18 protein-coding genes are annotated in these 19,227 nt (G+C 38.2%); 5 read left to right on the plus strand and 13 right to left on the minus strand.

Annotation, left to right across the window (positions count from 1 at the left end; genetic code table 11):
- The first annotated feature begins 1 nt into the window (after position 1).
- The 3 genes from infC to rplT all read left to right on the plus strand — a co-directional run bounded on the left by infC (position 2) and on the right by rplT (position 1,257).
- On the plus strand, positions 2 to 526 hold the full coding sequence (gene infC, locus Q9M50_03505) for a translation initiation factor IF-3 (protein MDQ7089694.1): 525 nt from the start codon (positions 2 to 4) through the stop codon (positions 524 to 526).
- 154 nt (positions 527 to 680) lie between these two features.
- Entirely contained in the window at positions 681 to 878 is a 198-nt protein-coding gene (gene rpmI, locus Q9M50_03510; GenBank protein MDQ7089695.1) for a 50S ribosomal protein L35, read from the plus strand.
- 16 nt (positions 879 to 894) lie between these two features.
- Complete coding sequence (gene rplT / locus Q9M50_03515) at positions 895 to 1,257, plus strand: 50S ribosomal protein L20 (GenBank protein ID MDQ7089696.1); 363 nt, start codon at positions 895 to 897, stop codon at positions 1,255 to 1,257.
- A 95-nt stretch (positions 1,258 to 1,352) separates the two neighbouring features.
- Here rplT and Q9M50_03520 read toward each other — a convergent pair whose 3' ends face one another.
- The 4 genes from Q9M50_03520 to Q9M50_03535 form a co-directional block, all read right to left on the minus strand.
- Positions 1,353 to 2,198 carry an HAD-IIA family hydrolase gene (locus Q9M50_03520; GenBank protein MDQ7089697.1) on the minus strand — a complete coding sequence of 282 codons (846 nt, stop codon included), beginning with the start codon at positions 2,196 to 2,198 and terminating at the stop codon, positions 1,353 to 1,355.
- An 83-nt stretch (positions 2,199 to 2,281) separates the two neighbouring features.
- Entirely contained in the window at positions 2,282 to 3,268 is a 987-nt protein-coding gene (dhaK, locus tag Q9M50_03525; protein MDQ7089698.1) for a dihydroxyacetone kinase subunit DhaK, read from the minus strand.
- A gap of 66 nt (positions 3,269 to 3,334) precedes the next feature.
- Positions 3,335 to 4,138 carry a substrate-binding domain-containing protein gene (locus tag Q9M50_03530; GenBank protein MDQ7089699.1) on the minus strand — a complete coding sequence of 268 codons (804 nt, stop codon included), beginning with the start codon at positions 4,136 to 4,138 and terminating at the stop codon, positions 3,335 to 3,337.
- A gap of 266 nt (positions 4,139 to 4,404) precedes the next feature.
- Complete coding sequence (locus Q9M50_03535; GenBank protein ID MDQ7089700.1) at positions 4,405 to 7,092, minus strand: hypothetical protein; 2,688 nt, start codon at positions 7,090 to 7,092, stop codon at positions 4,405 to 4,407.
- A gap of 141 nt (positions 7,093 to 7,233) precedes the next feature.
- Here Q9M50_03535 and Q9M50_03540 point away from each other — a divergent pair, with 141 nt between their 5' ends.
- Entirely contained in the window at positions 7,234 to 7,809 is a 576-nt protein-coding gene (locus tag Q9M50_03540) for a hypothetical protein (GenBank protein MDQ7089701.1), read from the plus strand.
- Between the two features lie 25 nt (positions 7,810 to 7,834).
- Here the strand turns inward: Q9M50_03540 and Q9M50_03545 are convergent, their stop codons facing one another.
- Both Q9M50_03545 and nudE read right to left on the minus strand, forming a co-directional pair.
- The gene (locus tag Q9M50_03545; GenBank protein ID MDQ7089702.1) at positions 7,835 to 9,970 is read right to left on the minus strand and encodes an ABC transporter substrate-binding protein; all 2,136 of its coding nucleotides are present in this window, start codon (positions 9,968 to 9,970) and stop codon (positions 7,835 to 7,837) included.
- Between the two features lie 38 nt (positions 9,971 to 10,008).
- Positions 10,009 to 10,560 (minus strand): ADP compounds hydrolase NudE, encoded by a 552-nt coding sequence (gene nudE, locus Q9M50_03550; protein MDQ7089703.1) that lies wholly within the window; start codon positions 10,558 to 10,560, stop codon positions 10,009 to 10,011.
- Between the two features lie 51 nt (positions 10,561 to 10,611).
- Here nudE and yrfG point away from each other — a divergent pair, with 51 nt between their 5' ends.
- A complete protein-coding gene (gene yrfG / locus Q9M50_03555; protein ID MDQ7089704.1) occupies positions 10,612 to 11,277 on the plus strand; it encodes a GMP/IMP nucleotidase in 666 nt (221 codons plus the stop codon).
- A 44-nt stretch (positions 11,278 to 11,321) separates the two neighbouring features.
- Here yrfG and Q9M50_03560 read toward each other — a convergent pair whose 3' ends face one another.
- The 7 genes from Q9M50_03560 to Q9M50_03590 form a co-directional block, all read right to left on the minus strand.
- Positions 11,322 to 12,770: an adenylate/guanylate cyclase domain-containing protein gene (locus Q9M50_03560; GenBank protein MDQ7089705.1), complete on the minus strand. Its 1,449-nt coding sequence runs from the start codon at positions 12,768 to 12,770 to the stop codon at positions 11,322 to 11,324.
- A 181-nt stretch (positions 12,771 to 12,951) separates the two neighbouring features.
- The gene (locus Q9M50_03565) at positions 12,952 to 14,133 is read right to left on the minus strand and encodes an NAD(P)/FAD-dependent oxidoreductase (GenBank protein ID MDQ7089706.1); all 1,182 of its coding nucleotides are present in this window, start codon (positions 14,131 to 14,133) and stop codon (positions 12,952 to 12,954) included.
- 148 nt (positions 14,134 to 14,281) lie between these two features.
- Entirely contained in the window at positions 14,282 to 14,995 is a 714-nt protein-coding gene (locus tag Q9M50_03570) for an SDR family oxidoreductase (protein ID MDQ7089707.1), read from the minus strand.
- On the minus strand, positions 14,983 to 15,978 hold the full coding sequence (locus Q9M50_03575; protein ID MDQ7089708.1) for a DNA photolyase: 996 nt from the start codon (positions 15,976 to 15,978) through the stop codon (positions 14,983 to 14,985). Before Q9M50_03575 ends, Q9M50_03570 begins: the two co-directional genes overlap by 13 nt.
- Before the next feature lie 108 nt (positions 15,979 to 16,086).
- On the minus strand, positions 16,087 to 16,512 hold the full coding sequence (locus Q9M50_03580; protein MDQ7089709.1) for a YqaA family protein: 426 nt from the start codon (positions 16,510 to 16,512) through the stop codon (positions 16,087 to 16,089).
- Between the two features lie 72 nt (positions 16,513 to 16,584).
- The gene (locus tag Q9M50_03585) at positions 16,585 to 17,454 is read right to left on the minus strand and encodes a copper oxidase (GenBank protein MDQ7089710.1); all 870 of its coding nucleotides are present in this window, start codon (positions 17,452 to 17,454) and stop codon (positions 16,585 to 16,587) included.
- Positions 17,455 to 17,456: 2 nt separating this feature from the next.
- Positions 17,457 to 19,193 (minus strand): multicopper oxidase domain-containing protein, encoded by a 1,737-nt coding sequence (locus Q9M50_03590; protein ID MDQ7089711.1) that lies wholly within the window; start codon positions 19,191 to 19,193, stop codon positions 17,457 to 17,459.
- Between the last annotated feature and the right edge of the window lie 34 nt (positions 19,194 to 19,227).

Consider the following 19,227-nt stretch of genomic DNA (forward strand, 5'->3'; position numbering starts at 1 on the left):
TATCGCTTCTAAAAAAGAAACTACACGGATGAACAATACTATTACTGCAAGACGGGTAAGGTTAATTGGTGTAGAGGGTGAACAGGCTGGCATTGTATCGTTGATAGATGCCAAACAAAGAGCTTATGAAGCAAATATGGATTTGGTTGAGATATCACCCAATGCAGATCCACCTGTTTGCAAAATCATGGATCACGGTAAATTTATTTTTGAACAAAATAAAAAATTACAAGCGGCCAAGAAAAAACAAAAACAGATTCAGGTAAAAGAAATTAAATTTCGACCTGGAACTGACGAAGGAGACTACCGAGTTAAGTTGCGAAATTTGACTAAATTCTTAAATGAAGGTAATAAAACTAAAATTACTGTCCGTTTTCGAGGCCGAGAAATGGCCCATCGAGAAATTGGTATGGAGTTACTGAAACGAATTGAAGGCGATTTGAAGGAATTGGCCATTGTCGAACAATTTCCTAAAATGGAAGGACGACAAATGGTTATGGTAATGGCCGCAAAAAAGAAAAAATAAATAAGGTAGGCAAACCCAACTGATTGTTAATCAGTCGGGTTTTCTTGTTTAAGGCCTTTAGGAAAAGGTTATAAGTAAACGAATCAAGAGCCACGCATTTTGCCTTGATACGTTATTTTATCAGGGATGTTTTTAATTAATAGGAGCAAAACAAATGCCAAAAATGAAAAGCCATAGTGGTGCTGCCAAGCGTTTTAAGAAAAACGGTAAAGGCAATTTTAAATGTGGGCAATCACATCGTCGCCATATTTTGACCAAAAAAAGCACGAAGCGTAAAAGACAGTTACGCGCAGCGGCTACTGTTCACCCTAACGACGCGCCCATGATTGCGCGGATGTTACCTTACAGTTAATTAACAGGAGAACAGTATGGCTAGAGTAAAACGTGGTGTAACAGCCAGAGCAAGACATAAAAAGATTTTAAAGCAAGCGAAAGGGTATTATGGTGCGCGTAGTCGCGTCTATCGTGTTGCTAAACAAGCGGTCATTAAAGCGGGACAGTATGCTTACCGTGACCGTAAACAAAGAAAACGTCAATTCCGTGCGTTATGGATTGTACGTATTAATGCGGCCTCTCGTTTGTGTGGTATTTCGTACAGCCGATTAATTAATGGCTTAACGAGAGCAAATGTCGCTATTGATCGTAAAGTTTTAGCGGATCTTGCCGTCCGTGATATGGACGCATTTGCGGCCATTGCTGAAATTGCAAAAGCAAATCAAAGTCAGCCTTAATTCATTTTAAGATTGATTTGAATAAAAAAGGGAGCCTCGGCTCCCTTTTTTTTGAATCGTTATAAAATTTATCGCATTCGATGATTCATCGCTTATTATGGATTATGAGAGGTTAAATTAGCGAGTGCTTGCGTCAAAACTTTAATATCATCCATTATCCACGTGGGTTGATAACCGACATGTTGTATGTCGTTTTCAGATGAAATTCCTGTTAAGACCATGACACTACGAATCCCTGCCCGCACACTGCCTAAGATATCGGTATCTAAACGATCGCCAATAGTGATTGTTTCAGCGGCTTCTGTTTTTAATAAACTTAGGGCATCTTGATACATTAACGGCTCAGGTTTCCCCAGTGTTTGCGCACTAATTCCACCCGTTGCCGTTTTTAAGGCTTCAATAATAGAGCCATTTCCAGGGACAAGTCCTTTTTCAGTGGGTAATGTGGTATCGCCATTGGTAGCAATAAATTTTGCGCCTGCGCGTATCGTTAACGTTGCTGTTGCCAATTGTTTCCATTCAAGCTGTCGGTCTAATCCACAAACAACAACGTCTGCATCCGCTGTTTCATCAACGCCTTTCAAATAATAGCCTTGAGCGAGTAAGGCTTCTTTTAAGCCCGCTTCCCCGATCATAAATAATTTATTTTCTTGCGGGGGATAATGTTTAGCCAAATAAAGTGCCGTGACCATGCTGGATGTTAACACCTCATTATTTTTCACTTCAACCTTCATTTTACGCAATTTAGTGACGTATTCGGTTTGTGTGAGTGTTGAATTATTGGTGGCAAGGATAAAAGGAATTTTCTTTTCTCGAAGCAGGTCAAAAAATTCATTTAAGCCTGCTAGCGGTTGGTTTCCATGCCATAAGACCCCGTCCATATCAATAATCAGACCCCGAATATTCGTGAAACTTTCTAAATTAGAGTGTGTATTTTTCATAAAATTAATAGTGTATTTTAAAGAGTTATCAATACGCAAATAAGAGTGCTTATTCGACACAGGAAATGACGGGGGTATTAAACTTATCCCCAATGTAAATTAGCGGTTCTCACAGGCGCGTCCCATAATGCGATTAACGCGTCATCCATAATTGTTAATGTAATGGAACACCCCGCCATGTCTAATGAAGTCGTATGGTTTCCAACTAAGGAGCGAATTATTTTAACCTCATGGGCAGCTAAAAATTGAGCGGCTAGTTCATAGATTAAATATAACTCCATCAGTGGAGTTGCTCCAAAACCATTGATATGTAGCAATACTTGCTGTCCTGACGATAAGTTTAAATCCTCATCAATTGCTTTCATCAGCTGATCTACAATTTCACTGGCATTCGTCAATACCTTGGTTTCACGCCCATGCTCACCATGAATACCGACCCCCATTTCCATTTCATCATCCGCTAAATCAAAGGTGGGCATCCCTAATGCAGGCACCGTGCAACTGCTTAACGCAACCCCCATTGAAGCCGTTGCCTGATTGACTTTATCACCCAACGCTTTACAGGTGGCTAAATCCGCTCCTTGTTCCGCCGCTGCGCCCACTATTTTCTCCACAATTAACGTGCCAGCCACTCCCCGTCGTCCTGTACTATGATCTTTAGGAAGTGAAACATCATCACAGACCAAAACACGCGCATTGTCATAATCAATCATTTCGGCGGCCATTTCAAAATTCATCACGTCGCCTGCATAATTTTTAACAATAAATAAGACTCCCGCGCCATTTTCTACCGCATTTGCCGCTGCAATCATTTGTAGGGGGGTTGGCGAGGTAAATATCTCACCAGGGCAAGCGGCATCCAACATTCCTTCGCCCACAAACCCTGAATGTAAGGGTTCATGTCCCGTTCCGCCGCCTGAAATTAAGGCAACTTTGGGATGTTTGTTAACGGCCGCCCGCTTAATAAGTTTCTCTTGAACATCATAATCAATGAGATTTGCATGAGCTTTTGCAAAGCCGGCTAAACTTTCATCTAATAATGTTTCTGGGCTATTAATAAATTTTTTCATGTGTTGGTCTCTTAGCAACGAGGACGCTCGTTAAGGTTAATTTTATAGCGTTGTAAGGCTTCCCGCTTATTTCTTAGTGCTTAAAGCATCGGGCGTAAATAATTGCTGCTCTTTCTTTTTATAACGAGCAATCATATTTTGCCCTTCTTCAGAGGTGATAAATGCGATATATTTTTTCGCCAATGAATAATTAGCTGTTTTATGAAGGGCAGGGTTTACTGCGATAACATGATAGGGGTTAAATAAAAATTTATCGCCTTCAAAAACAATGTTTAAATCAATTTTATCCTGATACGCCAGATAGGTTCCTCGGTCGGTTAGGGTATAGGCTTGTTTTTCATCCGCTATTTTTAAAACAGCCCCCATGCCTTGACCCACCGCTAAATACCAGTCGCCTTTCGGTGATACGTTAGCAATCTTCCATAATGAATTTTCTTTTTTATGGGTTCCTGAGTCATCTCCTCGTGATATAAAAGTAGATTTACTTTCAGCAATTTTTCGTAATGCCTCCCCCGCCGTTTTCGATGATTTAAGCGTTGCGCTATCGGTTTTCGCGCCTAAAATAACAAAGTCATTGTGCATCACCGCCTGCCTATCAATCCCATAGCCTGCTTCAACAAAGGCTATTTCAGCCGCAGGCGCATGGACAAAAACAAGATCCACATCGCCATTTTCAGCCAATTTTAAAGCTTTTCCTGTTCCAACCGCAATAACATCAATCCGCGCTTGATATTTTTTTTCAAAAACGGGATGCAATACCGCCAGCAAGCCTGAGTTTTCAGTACTCGTTGTCGTTGACATTTTTAAGGTATCAACCGCGTGAACCTGAATACTGACGAAGAATAAAAAAGATAAAATGATTTTTTTCATACGTTTTAAGAACCTATTGTTTAAAAATTTTAAGTTTGTTTGAAACCCGTCTTAAATCACTGATTAACCACTTAAGTCGCTCATACTTCGACAAGCTCAGCACGAATGGCTTAACCTCAACTTGCCTTGTCTTAAGTTGGTCGCCATAAAATATCACACGATGAGGTTAGGAACGTGCATGAAATAGCTTCGGCAACTTGATTCAAAAACGTTGATAACTCAAGGCTTATAAATTTAAGTTGCATGACTTAATTCGTGCTTGTTCCTTAGTCCCAGTTAGCGTCCTTAATAGCAGATGCTTTTTGATAAAGTGCGTTAGCCTCTTTAATTTTTTTTAATTTAGTTAACAGTTTTGCTTTTTGAATTAAATTAATTTTACTGGGATTAATTAGTTGGGCATTATTATAGGCTTTCAATGCCGCACTTAATTGATTAAGACGACTGTAAATATTTCCTAAATTTCGATAATTGCCATCATACCGTTTATTGAGCATGACCGCCTTCTCAAAGGCTTCGGCCGCTTTTTTTAAATCACCACTCTCTGCTAACGCTAACCCTGCATTACGCCAATTTTCATCCTTATTGGGTTCGATCCCTAACGCTTTTACAAAAGCTTGAGAGGCTTTATGATTTTCCCCGTTATGCATTAACTCAAAGCCTAATAATCGCCAATTTTCAGCCCGCTCTTTATTTATGGCGACCGCTTGATTTAAATACGTCAGTGCTTCGACATGTTTATTTAATAAACTTAACGCTTGCCCTAATTTTGTTAGAATCTGATCGTTTATAGGTGAAATGATTAACGCCTCACGATAATGAATCACCGCCGTTTCTAAGTTTATTTTTTGAGTGCTGTTATTATTGACGAGATCATTATGAATAAGAACATCGCCTATCATTTCTAGGATTTCAATATTAGCAGGTGCAATCACTCGAGCCGTATTTAACAAAAATAATGCCTCCTCCCATTCTTTTTTGGGGATGAGTTGTTTGGCTAAATGCAATAATACTTCACTATCATTAGGTGAAATTTCTCGGGCCTTACGAAAAGCTATTTCTGCTTCTTCCCTTTTTTCTTGGTAGCTTAACGATAAGCCATAGTAAAGCCACCCTTTCGCATTATTAGGGGAATTATCGGTAAATTTTTTAAATAACTGTTCAAGTTTTGGGCTATTATTTTTAGTCACTAACTCCTTTTTCATGACATAAAGAACGTCTAAAACCTTTTCTTTTTGTTGATTTTTATTATTTAAGATAATTAATCCAAAAATAATCCCGATACTCACCCCTGCAATCAATAAAAGGGCGACGTATTTAAGAAGGGAGGCATGTAACTTACTTTTTAATAAATAATGCTGACTATTTTTAAAGTTACACCCATAATGCGAGGCCCAAATTTCATTAAACTCTTCATTTTTAGACCAGTGCCATAAGGTATCTAATTGTGAGGATTTAAGTAAACTTCCCCCCTTTTCATTATGTTCATGGGTTAAATGATCTAATTGTTGATAATTTTGCTTAACCTTTTTTTCTTTTTTTATCCAGTCTTTTAAGCGAGGCCAATGATAAACAATAACATCATGGCTAATTTCGATTAATGTATCCGCTTCTAATTTTTGAGGATGTAGAGGAATTAAAAAGCCCCGCTCAGGCTGTCTAAAAACCTCAATAACCTCAATAACCTCATCAATAGAACGTTCGGTTAGCTGGGCGATGTCGTTTAATCGTATCGGCGAATGCAGTAATTTGGGAATACTTGATTCTTTTACGGTGGTTAATTGGCGAAATAAGAGTTCGGCTATTTTAAGCTGGTCTTCTTTTAATGAGTAATAGGTTTCATCTAAATGCCGAGGAAGCGCGGTCTCAAAACTATGAATACGCTGTTTTTTATAAACATCCAGAGTTAAATGATGCGTCTTTACAACACAGCCAACGTCCCAAATTCGCATTAATAAATATTGTAATAGCGGTAGCTGCTCGGCGGTATTCTTGATATTTTCAAGCAAATGCTCGGCTAACTTAGGGGAGAAAGGAAGGATAATTTCTTTTTTTATAGAGTTGTTATTTTTCTTTTCATTCGCAATGATATTTTCGAGTGATTTTTCATTTGATTCCGCCACTAAATTTTTATAAAACTGATTGATTTCTTCGGTCGTATCCACTTTTTTATCGTCACTCTTGGCTTTAGGTTTTTGATTGACTTGTGATTCTTTTAAGAATGCCTCCTTTGCCCGTTGACGCTTAATCACTTGAATCGGCTCAATCATGACCTGTCTTAATTCATCCTTAGTTAAATGAGGGGTTAAATAGAGATTCTGTTTTAGGGCGGCTTCTAATTTGGAGAAAAGCGGAATTTTATTTAAGTAACGTGAACGAAAGGTGAGAACAACATGAATATTATTCGGGGTAATCGCTTTTATGGGATGTGGACGACTGCTATCAATTAAAAAATCAACAAAGGTATGGGCTTTTTTTTCATCGTGCTTCCAAAGATGAAAAATATCTTCAAATTGGTCGCAAACTAATAATAGTTTATGCCCTTTTGCTAACGGTTTTTGATCTAATAGCGAATGTAAACTTAAACTTTGCATTAAATTTTGTCTTAAAAAACGTTGAGCTTGAGTTTTACTTTCAAAGCCTTCTAAAAGGGATTCGCCTAACGCTTCTTCTTTTAATAAGGCCTCCGTCATTTGTAAAAAAGGGGTGGAGTAAGGGCGAAAATTAGCAATATGCCATTGAACTAGGTTGTCATTTTTATTGTTTTGCACTAATCGTGCTTCAAGTCCACAGCGAATTAAAGACGTTTTTCCACAATAGGCTTCTCCAACAACGGCAAAAAAAGGGGTTGTTTCTAATAAACCTAATAGATCATTGATACAATTTTCACGACCAAAAAATAATTCATGTTCATTAGCTTGAAAGGGACGTAAGCCAACATAGGGAGCTTTATTCATAAGATTTAATTTTTACTACGCTAAAGAGAGCATAAAAAGGTATAGTATAGGGTTATTAGCATTCTTTCTCTGTTAAAAAATATCAAACACTTTTATTATTGATTAACCCTTTCGTATCCTAATCACAGACAAGGTTTTAAAATGAAAACATCCACTCAATCTAGCTATAAATTATTGACCGCTCTGGCCCTTATTTTAACCTCTATAAACACGCCCGCTTATGCCGCCGATGAGTCCAATGTTTTAAGTGTAGTGACAGGTGATTGGAATCAAGATAAAAAAACGGATGCGGCTGTGTTGATGAAAAATGATGACCTTGTTGAAATTTATATTTTTTTAGGGCAACAAAATAATACCTTAAAACAGGTACTTTATAAAAGCGATTTTATCTGGATGGGATCAATGGAGGGGACCGTTCCCTATCTGGAATCAAAAGGAAAAAAAGGGTCCTTTATTATTATGTCTGGAAATGATTCCATTGGTAGAAATCGCTGGTCTCAAGCCTTAACCATTGCCTATCGGGAAAAGGCGTTTACACTCGGTGGCTATACTTATAATAGCCGTGATACCTTAGCGCCTGATCATTCATTTGCTTGTGATCTTAATCTTTTCACAGGTAAAGGATTGAGAAATAATAAAGCGTTTAAGATTAACGCACAAAAAATTAAGCTTAAAGACTGGTCTGATGATAACGTACCCACTAAATGTCAAGAATAGCACGTCTAAACACTCGCATTAACGGCTAGTCGCGATGTTCTTTTAGGGGCCTATTGAGACGTTTTCGGTAAGCATGAATGGCGGGAAGAAGTAATAAGACCAATCCAATAAGACCGATGAATAATGGAAAAAATAAGGGTTTATTCCATTGTTTGCGTTTTTGTTGGCGAAGATTCGGATTAATTCGGGTGTATTTAAGACGGTTATTCGCCATTAAATTGGGTTTTAAATTTTGATACCAACGATGGGCTAATACAAAGTTTTTGGGATGTAAGCCAAAAACCCACGGGGCATCACGGCGAACAATCGCTTGCATTTTCTGGATCAGTTGATAACGCGGGGCCCCATTTTCCATGTTTCGCATTTTTTCAAACAAGGCATCAAACTCAGTATTATTATAATTTCCTGCATTTTCCCCGCCATGATTTACTTTGCCATTTTCACCGTAGAGAAGAAAAAAGAAGTTTTCAGGATCAGGGTAGTCTGCATTCCAGCCCCAACTAAAAATTTGAGCGTGTCCTGTCCGCATTTTTTCTTGAAAGCGGTTGTAATCGGTGGCACGAATCACTAGTTTAATACCCAGTTTTTCAAATTGTTTTCGATACCAATTCATTCGAGGTCTTTCATCAACACTGGCTGATGAGGTGTCAAAATATAAGGTTAGGGCTTCGGCTGTTTTTGGATCAATCCCATTGTCATACCCCGCTTCTTTTAATAATTGTTTGGCTTCGTTAATGGTTTTTCGTTGGCCTAAATCATGATAGACATATGGGTTAATGCCTTCTTTGCCTGCTAAAAATCCATAAATTTCAGGGGGAATCATTCCTTGAGCGGCAATACCTCGGCCATTATTAAAAATAGAAATATATTCTTCATAATCAATCGCTATCGAAATAGCTTGGCGTAATTTTCGTGCTTTTTCCGTGTTGCCACCCACCACATCATCCAACATATTAAAGCCTAAATAATAAATAGAGGTGGCGACCGTTGTTTGTAATTGAATACCTTTATTTTGCATCGCTGTGGTTAATTGAGCATCGCCATCCCCTGTAAACTGCACGGCTTGATCGAAGCTATCGGAGGCAATACCTGAGGCATCATAATAACCTTGTAAAAATTTATTCCAATAAGGCAGGGTTTCTTTTTCAAGGGTGTAGACGACTTTATCAATAAAAGGTAAGGCTTTACCCGCATCGTTTAATAGCCCGTGTTGACGGTCTTGTTTTTCACCGTCTAGGGGGTAGTTTTCGCCATGAAAATTAGGGTTTTTAGATAACACCATGCGTCGATTCGGGTTGTTTTCTGAGAGTAAATACGCACCTGTTCCGATAGGGTACCAATCTAAACTAATGTTTCGGGTTAATAGTTCGGGTTGGGCATAAAAAGTATCGGCTTCCCACGGTATCGGTGCAAAAAAAGGCATGGCCAACCAAAATCGAAATTGCGGGTATTTTCCCTTGATCCGAATTTTATATTGATAGCGACTTAAGGCGGTGACACCTGTTAAGGTTAATTCTTTTAGGGCAGTTTTTGGTAATGATTTTAAAGGCTCAGCAAAGGCTGAAAATCCCTCAATATGTTGCTTCATAATTTCAGCAATGGGGGAATGAATTTTAGGGTGGGCAAGACGTTTTATTTGATAAACATAATCTTCCGCAATTAATTCACGAGTGCCTGTATTTTTAAAATCATTTAAAGTATGAATGGATTCTAAGGTCGTTTCATTGAGTTGATGATAGCGAAAATGCCCGTCTTTATCTTTGGCAAAGGCAGGATGCGGTTGATAGTGAATATTTTGTTGGATGTCAATAATGTAATCACTGAACGCAATCTCATTTTCATCGGCATCCGTCGCTAATAACTCGCCCTTTTTATTTAAATACTGAATCGTTGGCAGTCGAGTGGCCGTTAACGGGATCAGTTGATAGGGACGTTTTAAATAATGATATTGAAAGGGGGGCTCATAAATTTGGGCAATAAAGGTGTATTCATTAGCACTGTAAGAAACCGCTGGGTCTAAATGTTTGGGTCTTTCTGAAAATGAGGCGTATAAATTATTTAACGAATCATCCTCGGTTGGGTAAGGATTATTAAGCTCGGTTAAATCACAGGCGGATAACAGCCCGATGATTAAGATGAATAAGATTTTATAAGCGTACATTTTTTTATAATTTGAAAGTATCAAACGCAGGAACATGTTTATTTGATTGAACGAAGGTAATCAGCGGTCATATAAAGGGCGGCAATGGAACGGGCTTCACTGCACTCTTGTGTGGCGATGAGTCCCTTAATATCGGATAATTTCCAAGGAACAACCTCTAATTCTTCAGGCTCGTCGCCTTCTAATTTTTCAGGGTATAAATCCTGAGCGACAATGATATGAATATTATGTTCCATATAGCCAGGAGCGAGCGTTAAAGAGGTGAGTTGTTGTAAGTTTTTTGCCCCATAACCGACTTCTTCTTTAAGTTCACGGTTAGCCGCCTCTAAAACCGCTTCATTCGCATCTATTTTCCCTTTGGGAAGCCCTAGTTCATAACGATCCACGCCTGCTGAGTATTCTCGAATTAATAACACGGTTTCATCATCTAATAAGGGGACAATTAATACCGCTCCATAGCTTCCATTACGCTTTAAACGTTCATATTGACGTTGTTCCCCATTACTAAAGACAATATCCATACTTTCAATGGCAAATAAACGACTCTGGCAAACATCTTGACGATTTAAGATAGTTGGTTTTTTTAGCATAATGTTATGATAAGGGTTAATAAAGGGCGATTTTATAATAGGCTATAATAGATGATAAATTGGAATTTATACGATACCGTTTTGTTAGATATGGATGGTACGTTATTAGACCTCAACTTTGATAACCATTTTTGGCGCGAGTTCATTCCATTAAAATATGCTGAAAAAAATAAACTTTCATTGTTCAACGCGAAGCAAGTTTTAGCCCCGAAATTTAAACAAATGGAAGGAAAGTTAGAATGGTATTGTTTAGATTATTGGACACAGGTTTTAGCCTTAGATATTGTGGGTCTTAAGGTGGAAATAGCCGCATTAATTAGCGTACTTCCTCATGTTGTTGAATTTTTAGAGGCCTTAAAAAATACTGATAAGCGGGTATTGTTAGTGACCAACGCCCATCCTGAGAGTTTAAATTTAAAGATGGAAAAAACCTGTTTAAATCTATTTTTTGATGGCATTATTTGTTCGCATGATTTAGGTTACCCGAAAGAAAATCTAAAATTTTGGACTAAATTACAGCAACAACAAGGGTTTGATAAATCACATACCGTTATGATTGATGATAGCTTGACGGTCTTAGCGGCGGCTAAACAATTTGGTATCGGTTATTTAATTGCTATGAGTCAACCTGATAGCCAAAAAGCGGCCCATATTATTAATCATTATCCTGCTATTAACGATTTTCGTGAACTTTCAAGGTTACTTAAAATCGGGTAGCCCACTATAAAGGTCATTGTAGGATGGCTCTGTTTTCATGTTGATTAGCTCTGCTCACAGCGTTTGATAATCAAAGGAATTTCAGCTAGCATTTGTTGCTTAAAGGGGGTTAGAATATCACTCACCACTAAGGTTTTAATGGGTAACTTTTTGCCCCGTAATTTAATGAAATCTTTGTCATCCACGTCAATTAAGCCATTCAGGTTTTGTTCAGCAAATACATCCTCTGTAATGATAAGTTCACCCGGTTCAGCACTGCCACATAAACGTGAGGCTAAATTAACGGAATCACCGACGACGGTATACTCCATTCGTTCATTTGACCCCATATTTCCAGCCAGCATGGTGCCACTATTAACCCCGATACGAAATTCAACTCTTATTTTTCCTTCCGCTTCACGTTGATGATTTAACTGATGCAGTAATTCTAAGACCATCCAAGCACAGGCAATGCAATCAAAGGCGTGCTGTTCTTTTTTAACGGGAACACCAAAGACGACCATCGCACAGTCTCCAATGAATTTATCAACATGTCCTCCACAAAAACTGACGACTTCGGTCACTTTAGAAAAGTAAACATTGAGTAACTCGCTAATATCTTGTGGATCCATTGATTCAGATAAGCTTGTAAATCCTACAATATCCGCAAAAAACACACTCGCCGTTAAATGCTCGCCGCCCAGTTCAGTTTCTACCAGTGAGTCTAAATCATTCAAAACTTCTTTAGCAACTTGAGGCGAGACATAACGTGAAAAAATAGCTTCTACTTTATCTTTTTGCAATAACCCTTTATCCATCTCATTAAATGATTGAATAAAGGTACTCATTTCATCGTAATTTTTTTCATTATTAAGAATAGAGTTGGTATTCATCATGTCATCAAGTGGGTTATTAGTATATTTTTTTAGGTAAATAAGCGCTAAAAGACAGATTGACCCACTGGCTAAAATAACCCAAAGCAAGTTTTGTAAAATTTCTTTTTGAGTATTTTCAAGTAATTGCGATCTAAAAGAGACGGATATATAACCAAAAACTAAAGCATCATAATTAACCATCATCGTATAAGAGGTGGCGTTTGTACTGTTAATGAATGTGCTATTTAAGATGTCAGTTTGCTGTTGATAGGTCGCAAGCTCCGTTGGGAAATTTATTGGTTCGGTTGTAAAGCCTTGTGTATTAGCGACAGAATAATCTTTATTGTAAAGGGTTATTCCGATGATCGACTCTTGTTGATACAGTTTATCTAAAATATTTTTTACGGCGAGGTGATTACTTGCCAGTAATGGGTTTTTCAGCGTGTAAGCAACTTGGTAAATGAGCGATTCTCTTAGTATGGCGGTTTGCTTTTCGATAAGAGGAGTTTGCTTGAAAGTAATTAAAACGCTTAACCCAATGAGAGAAAGGACTAAAATAAATGAAAACAACCCCGCTAATTTATTGGCATTAAAGACGAATAGATGGCGGGTGGTTGAACGATTTTTCTTTTCAGTCATAGTAGACCTATATGAGTGAATATTTTAGTCAGTTTAAAAAGGAGGGGGATCATGTTAGCGATGACTCAATTAAAGTCGTTTGGTTTAAATACGATTCATTAGATGATGATTGTAACAGGGCTGGGTGACAGTTAGATTAAAAATATCACAATTCAGTTAAATTTAGTTTAAGGAAGAAATCTTAAACATAGTGTCCTGCACTCCAACCTGATGACCAAGCCCATTGAAAGTTATATCCGCCTAGCCAGCCTGTTACATCAATGACTTCTCCAATAAAAAATAAGCCCTTAACTTGATTACTTTCTAAGGTCTTTGAAGACAGGCTATTACAATCAATGCCGCCTAAAGTCACTTCAGCGGTTCGATAGCCTTCGGTTCCACTTGGTTTTATTTGCCATTGATGGAGTTGCTCGCTTAAGGATTCAATTTTTTTATCGGATAACTCGGTGATCGGTAAGTCTAATAAGGCGGTTGTTAATAACGTTGTAAGTAAACGTTTGGGTAAATAATCACTTAAAAAAGTTTTAACTTTTAATTGGGATTTTTGTTCGCGTTGATCGGTTAATAATGGAACTAAATTTAACTCGGGAAGTAAGTTAATATGAATAGATTCACCCGCGTGCCAATACGAAGACACTTGTAAAATAGCAGGCCCACTTAAACCCCGATGGGTAAACAAGATATTTTCTTTGAAATGTTGCCGACTATTACTCACTACACAGGGAATGGCGATACCTGAAAGCTGAGAAAAGAGGGCTTTATCTTTAGGTTGTAAGGTGAACGGAACTAAACCCGCGCGTGTTTTTAACACATTGATTCCAAATTGTTGGGCAATTTGATAACCGAAGGGGGTTGCTCCTATTTTTGGAATAGATAAGCCGCCTGTTGCGATTACTAAGGAGTCGCAGCTGTAGTTATTTTTTGTCGTAGTTAATTTAAACTGTTGAGAATCAGAACGGCAAATGGTTTTAATCGCGGTATTCAATTGAATGCTTACCTGCGCCAAATTGGCTTCGGTTAATAATAAATTAACAATGTCTTTAGCACTGTCATCACAAAATAATCGCCCGAATTCACGTTCATGAAAGGGAATTTTATAGCGGTTAATTAGTGCTATAAAATCCCACTGTGTGTAGCGACTTAAAGCCGATTTACAAAAATGAGGATTAGATGAAAAATAGTTGTCAGCATCAACGGTATAATTGGTAAAGTTACAACGTCCACCGCCCGACATTAAAATTTTCTTACCCACCTTATTCGCATGATCTAGGATTAAAACCTTACGCCCGCGTTTTCCCGCTTCTATGGCACACATTAAGCCAGATGCTCCTGCGCCAATAATAATGACATCAAAATGAGGCATATTAACTCACTCGGGTGGGTTTAAATTTTATTTGAAGCGAATCGTAATGTTTTTTCATGGGTGTTTTTTTGGAGTGGATCGGTTTTAAACGTTAAGCTGTGGTTGTGTATAAATAGTCTGAGCTAGTTGATTAGAAAGTGGGGGGTGTTTATTTTTTAAAGTGAATGACCTTATGTAAGGGATTGATATTAATCTCATCAATCACACTTTCCCGTTCTAAACTCAACATGTAATTGACCGTCTTTGCAATGTCTTCAGGTAATAAATGCTGTTCCCGCTGATCGCCTGGTTCAAAATTAAGGGGATTAAAAAATTCAGTTTTAACCATCCCAGGGTTAATTAACCCTACTTTTATTGAGCTTTTTGCACATTCGTCACTGAGTGCCTGTGTAAATCCGCGTAATGCAAATTTACTGGCACAATAAATACTTCCTTTTCGCGACCCTTGTAAGGCCGCTTCTGAGCCAATATAAATTAAATCCGCGCGTGATTTTCGTTTTAATCGAGGTAATAAGGCTCGGGTTAAAAATACGTTACTGGTAAAATTAACCGTCATTAAGGTTTCGATTTGTGCATAAGAAAATTCTTCTAATGATGCAAATTGTCCATAACCCGCTGCAAAAATGAGGGTATCAATATCAGGGTGATTTTTTCCTAATTGAGTCGCGTGTTGAGGTAATTTTTTTAAATCCGCTAATTCTATTTCTAGGGGAAAAAATTGCGAATGAGTATGGGTAAATTGTTGGCAGTCCCGTGAAATGCCTATGACTTTATGGCCTTGCTTTAATAAGGACTCGGCAATTTTTCGTCCAATCCCTGAACTTGCGCCCGTGATTAAAACGCTGCGCTTTAAAGGCTGCATGGAAAAAATTTATCATCAGGAATAAAGTCTAATAGCATGGCGGTACAATCCGCGATCATTTGTTGTTCCAGTTCCGTTTTATAAGAAACCATCCCTTGATTACAGCTTAAAGGACTGCTAAATAATTTCTCATCAGGGTAAAGCTTATGAATTTTTTTAAAATATTTTTCAGGTAATCGAAAGGTCCCTAAACTCACCGAATGTATGTTTTCTGGTTTTATTTTAGCAAAGACTTGAGAAAATAAGCGTTGATATAGTTCTTTATAATCGGTTTGATAAATTAAAGGGTCAAAACGTAAACCCAGTGGCCAGCCTTGTTGCTGTAATTTAACCATTGCGGCCAATCGTTTTTCCAGTGACGGGGCTTTATCTTCGACTTTCGTCGCAATTTCATCAGGCGATAGGCTAAAGGCGACAATGCAACGTTCAAATGCCTCGTTATTCAATAAGCTTCTAATTTGTGTGCTTTTAGTTCGTAATTCTAACCACGCATTCGGCGTTTCAATAAATGTAGGTAAAAATTGGGTGACAAAATCCGTGACGGGTTCAAAGGCTAAACTATCACAATCATAGCCTGAAAAAAAATGAATCGGCTCATTAGGCGATGATGCGCAGAGCGTTTTAATGTCCTGCTGGTAATCTTCATAATTCACAAATAAAACATAATTGGCCGATTGATACATACCCTGTAAAAAACAGTAGCGACAATCGTATAAACAATTAAGCATGTGAGAAAAATAATAATTTTTTTCCGCGCCAATGCCATAACCTAGGGGCGCGGGTAATGCAAAATTCTTATGTTTTTCAGCTAATATGAGAGCAGGCTGTTGTTTTTGTAGACGAAAATTTTGAGCTTTGGGGTTAAATACTTCACCATAACGATCACAGGGTATGAGGGTTGCTTTAGGGAATTGTTGACAAATATTTTTAACCCGTGGGTGTTCATATAGGGCCTCTTCAATGTAAATCCGCTTTATATTCATCTAAGTTTTTTGTATTTAATTTATGAGAAGAGTGGCTAGAAGACATGGCTGGGTTTATTATTTTATCCTATTTTGATTTGATTTGATTTTTTTTAAATAGGCTCGTTATCAAACTAAATTGAATAAATAAGCAATAAAGAGATAACGAAGGGCTTTACCAAAAAAAATAATCAGGATTGAAATCATTAACGGCATTTTCAACCACCCGCCCGCAAAACAAAAACCATCACCGACAATAGGGAGCCAAGAAAAAAATAGGGGTAAGTAGCCCCATTTTTTAACTTGATTAATAGCCGCCTGTTTTTTTTCAGATAACACGGAATCTAAGGGGTATTTTTTAGCCGCTAATACACCCAGTCCCCAGGTGGTTAATGCGCCGAGTGTATTACCAATCGTTGCAATTAACACCAATAACTCCGTTTGAAAACTAGCCTCTGAAATCATATAGGCTAAAACAGCTTCAGAGCCGCCAGGGGCTATCGTTGACGAAATAAAGGCACTTCCAAAAAGTCCCCAAAGCGACATAGAGTCCATACAAAACCTTATCTTTTATCCATAAAAAAGCCCCTGAAATTACTTTCAGAGGCTTTTATGATTCACTGAGTCTTATTTTTTTGGTAATGTTTTCGTCTTTGAAAACACGCTCATTATACTTTTAAGTCCTTTCACAAGGAAATTAAGGACACCGGCTATTATTTCAAACGTATAAGCAATACTTTGAGAAAAGGTTTTACCTTTAAATCGTTTGACTAAAAAGGGCGTTAATAATAAGCCAATTGCTAAGCCAATAATGGTAACCCCTGAAACCACCGCATTATTTACTTGAGTCGCGGCGGGGTTATTTTTTTTGTTGGCTAACGCTTTTTCTTCAGCGGTGGGTAACACAGGAATGCTATCACTATAATCATCTTGAATCACATAGGCACTAATTCCTGGAATACTCGGCAAGGTACCACTGCCTTTTCCAACAATCAATTGGGCTTTCATCCCTTTTTCCATGTGCTGCGCGATATCACAATGAACTAAATAAGTTTTATCCGTTGAGGGTAAAATGAGGGTCCCTGAAATTTTACCAGGTCCTGTAAGCTCTAAGTGAAACATCCCTTTAGGGTAAAGATACTTGGGTAATCCATGCATCATCCATTGATGACGAATTTCATCATCATTCACAAAATTAATCGTCAATTTGGTACACGGTTTAAAATGATACTCTTGTTGGTCAAATGCAAACATTCGTCCAGGAAATTTTTCAGAATATTTATGTCCAGCATGAACGGTAATCTCTTCAGTGGCCGCTATTTTAGTACAGCCTCCGGGTAAAGTCTCCGTATTATTTCCCATAATCATGCCGCCATCCATATCCATCATGTGGCCGTCACCATGATCCATTAGGGTGTTATGATCTTGAAATTCTTTGGCCGAAACGGGACTAAAAAGAATGAATGTTAATACGCCTACTGATAATAATTTAGTCATCTCTATTTCCCATCCTTTTTTGATGAAAACTGACTGAGTATTTTTTTACGGTTAAGAATTAACACATAAACAAAAATACCGCCGAGCAATCCGACCAAGAAATTAATAAATACATTCTCAGTTTCAATATCAACTAATTCTGAAAAAGCTTTAGGTCCTTCTTCCGCAGCCATCACTTCACTAGCTAGAGGCGCTTCATAATCAGTCGCATCCACTTCCCCTAAACTATTCCATGCATCCGTATTTTGCCACACAGGCACTTTACGTTGATAAAATGCTTGGGTAAAGGCATCGCCTATGCCTTCCCCTACCGTTTTAGGTAAGCCCATTTCATTGAGGTATTTTTTATAAACAATCGCACTTATATTACCGCCAGGGTTCATACCATCGGTTGCAATACCTTTTTCCCGATGATCATGAAAAATCCAAATGCCTTCACCGTAACTATGCAACCCATCATCGACCGTACTTATTTTTAAATCATTACGTTGTGCAGGAGCAATATTATAAACATCCCGCATAATTTGCGCAGCAGGGTTATGTTCTACGCCATCATAATGGGTAATCGTTGCCTTATGCCCATGCGTGTGCATGGCTAAGGTTTCCCCCGTACTATTAAACATTCGTAGTTTAATATTTTTATTTGGCTCAGCAACGATAAGGGATTCGCGTAAGGTGTAGGGAAAAGAACGCCCGTTTAAAGTAAAGTAATCTTCGGTTGCATCGCCATTTCGATACTCACGATTCATTTTTTTAGCAATAAGTCGTGGATCATTATAATCTTGAATAACACTATGTAGCTCTTTATCCATCGCATGATAATGTAAATCATATTCACTATCATACTCTTCTAAAATCGCTTTAGAAGGATGTCTTACTTGTCCTGCACCAACATTAAATGTTTGTACCCAGTTATTCGGTCGGTTTTCTTCAACGACAAACATGCCAACTAAGCCCATAGCTAAATGAACATGAGTTTGAACATGACAATGGTAAACAAACGTACCTGTGGCACGCGGTCGAATTTCGTAAGTTTTACTTTGCCCTGGCATGACAAATTTATCACTAGTCACAGGGACACCATCATTGCCTTCGCCCGAACTATCGACAAAAGGATGATCAACTCCGTGTAAATGAATGGTGTGAGGAAAGTAATGACTATTTTCAAGTTGTATCCAAACCACATCACCTTGTTCAACACGAATCACAGGGGAGGGGGCTCTTAGTAATGGGTTGGCATCAACGCCTACAAAACTACTGGTCGACATCCCCCGTGTTTTAGGGGCGAAAACCCACATACCAGGTTGAATACCGGGTGCTATGTCGAAAGTAGGAACCAAACCCTTAAAATCAGGGGAATGACCATTAAGCTCAATCACTTCTAATTTGATAATAATCAGGTCTGGATCCCCATCCCCATCCATATCATTCTTTTTTATAATGGCATCGGCTGCAAAACCAGAATTCATCAATGTTTCCATTGAAATATTATTCGTCCCTTTAACTTGTGCTGAAATATCAGAGGGGTTATCAGGGTCACAGCGCAATGATTCTTGCATGGTGACTCCTTCAATGGTTTGAGCCTTGCGCCAATCAGGGTTTTTATTATCACAAACTTTTTCAACCTTACCCACATCAACCTCGACTGATGGCGGTAAATTACCCGCCGTCGCCATGGCTAATATAGGAGCGGCAATCGTTGCAACGCCAAAAAGAATTATCAGGGGATGTTTTCGCATTTTTTTACCTTAGTTTTTATTTTAGGGTGTTAAT

This window comes from Methylococcales bacterium, from assembly GCA_030949405.1.
Classification (GTDB): Bacteria; Pseudomonadota; Gammaproteobacteria; order Methylococcales; family Methylomonadaceae; genus WTBX01.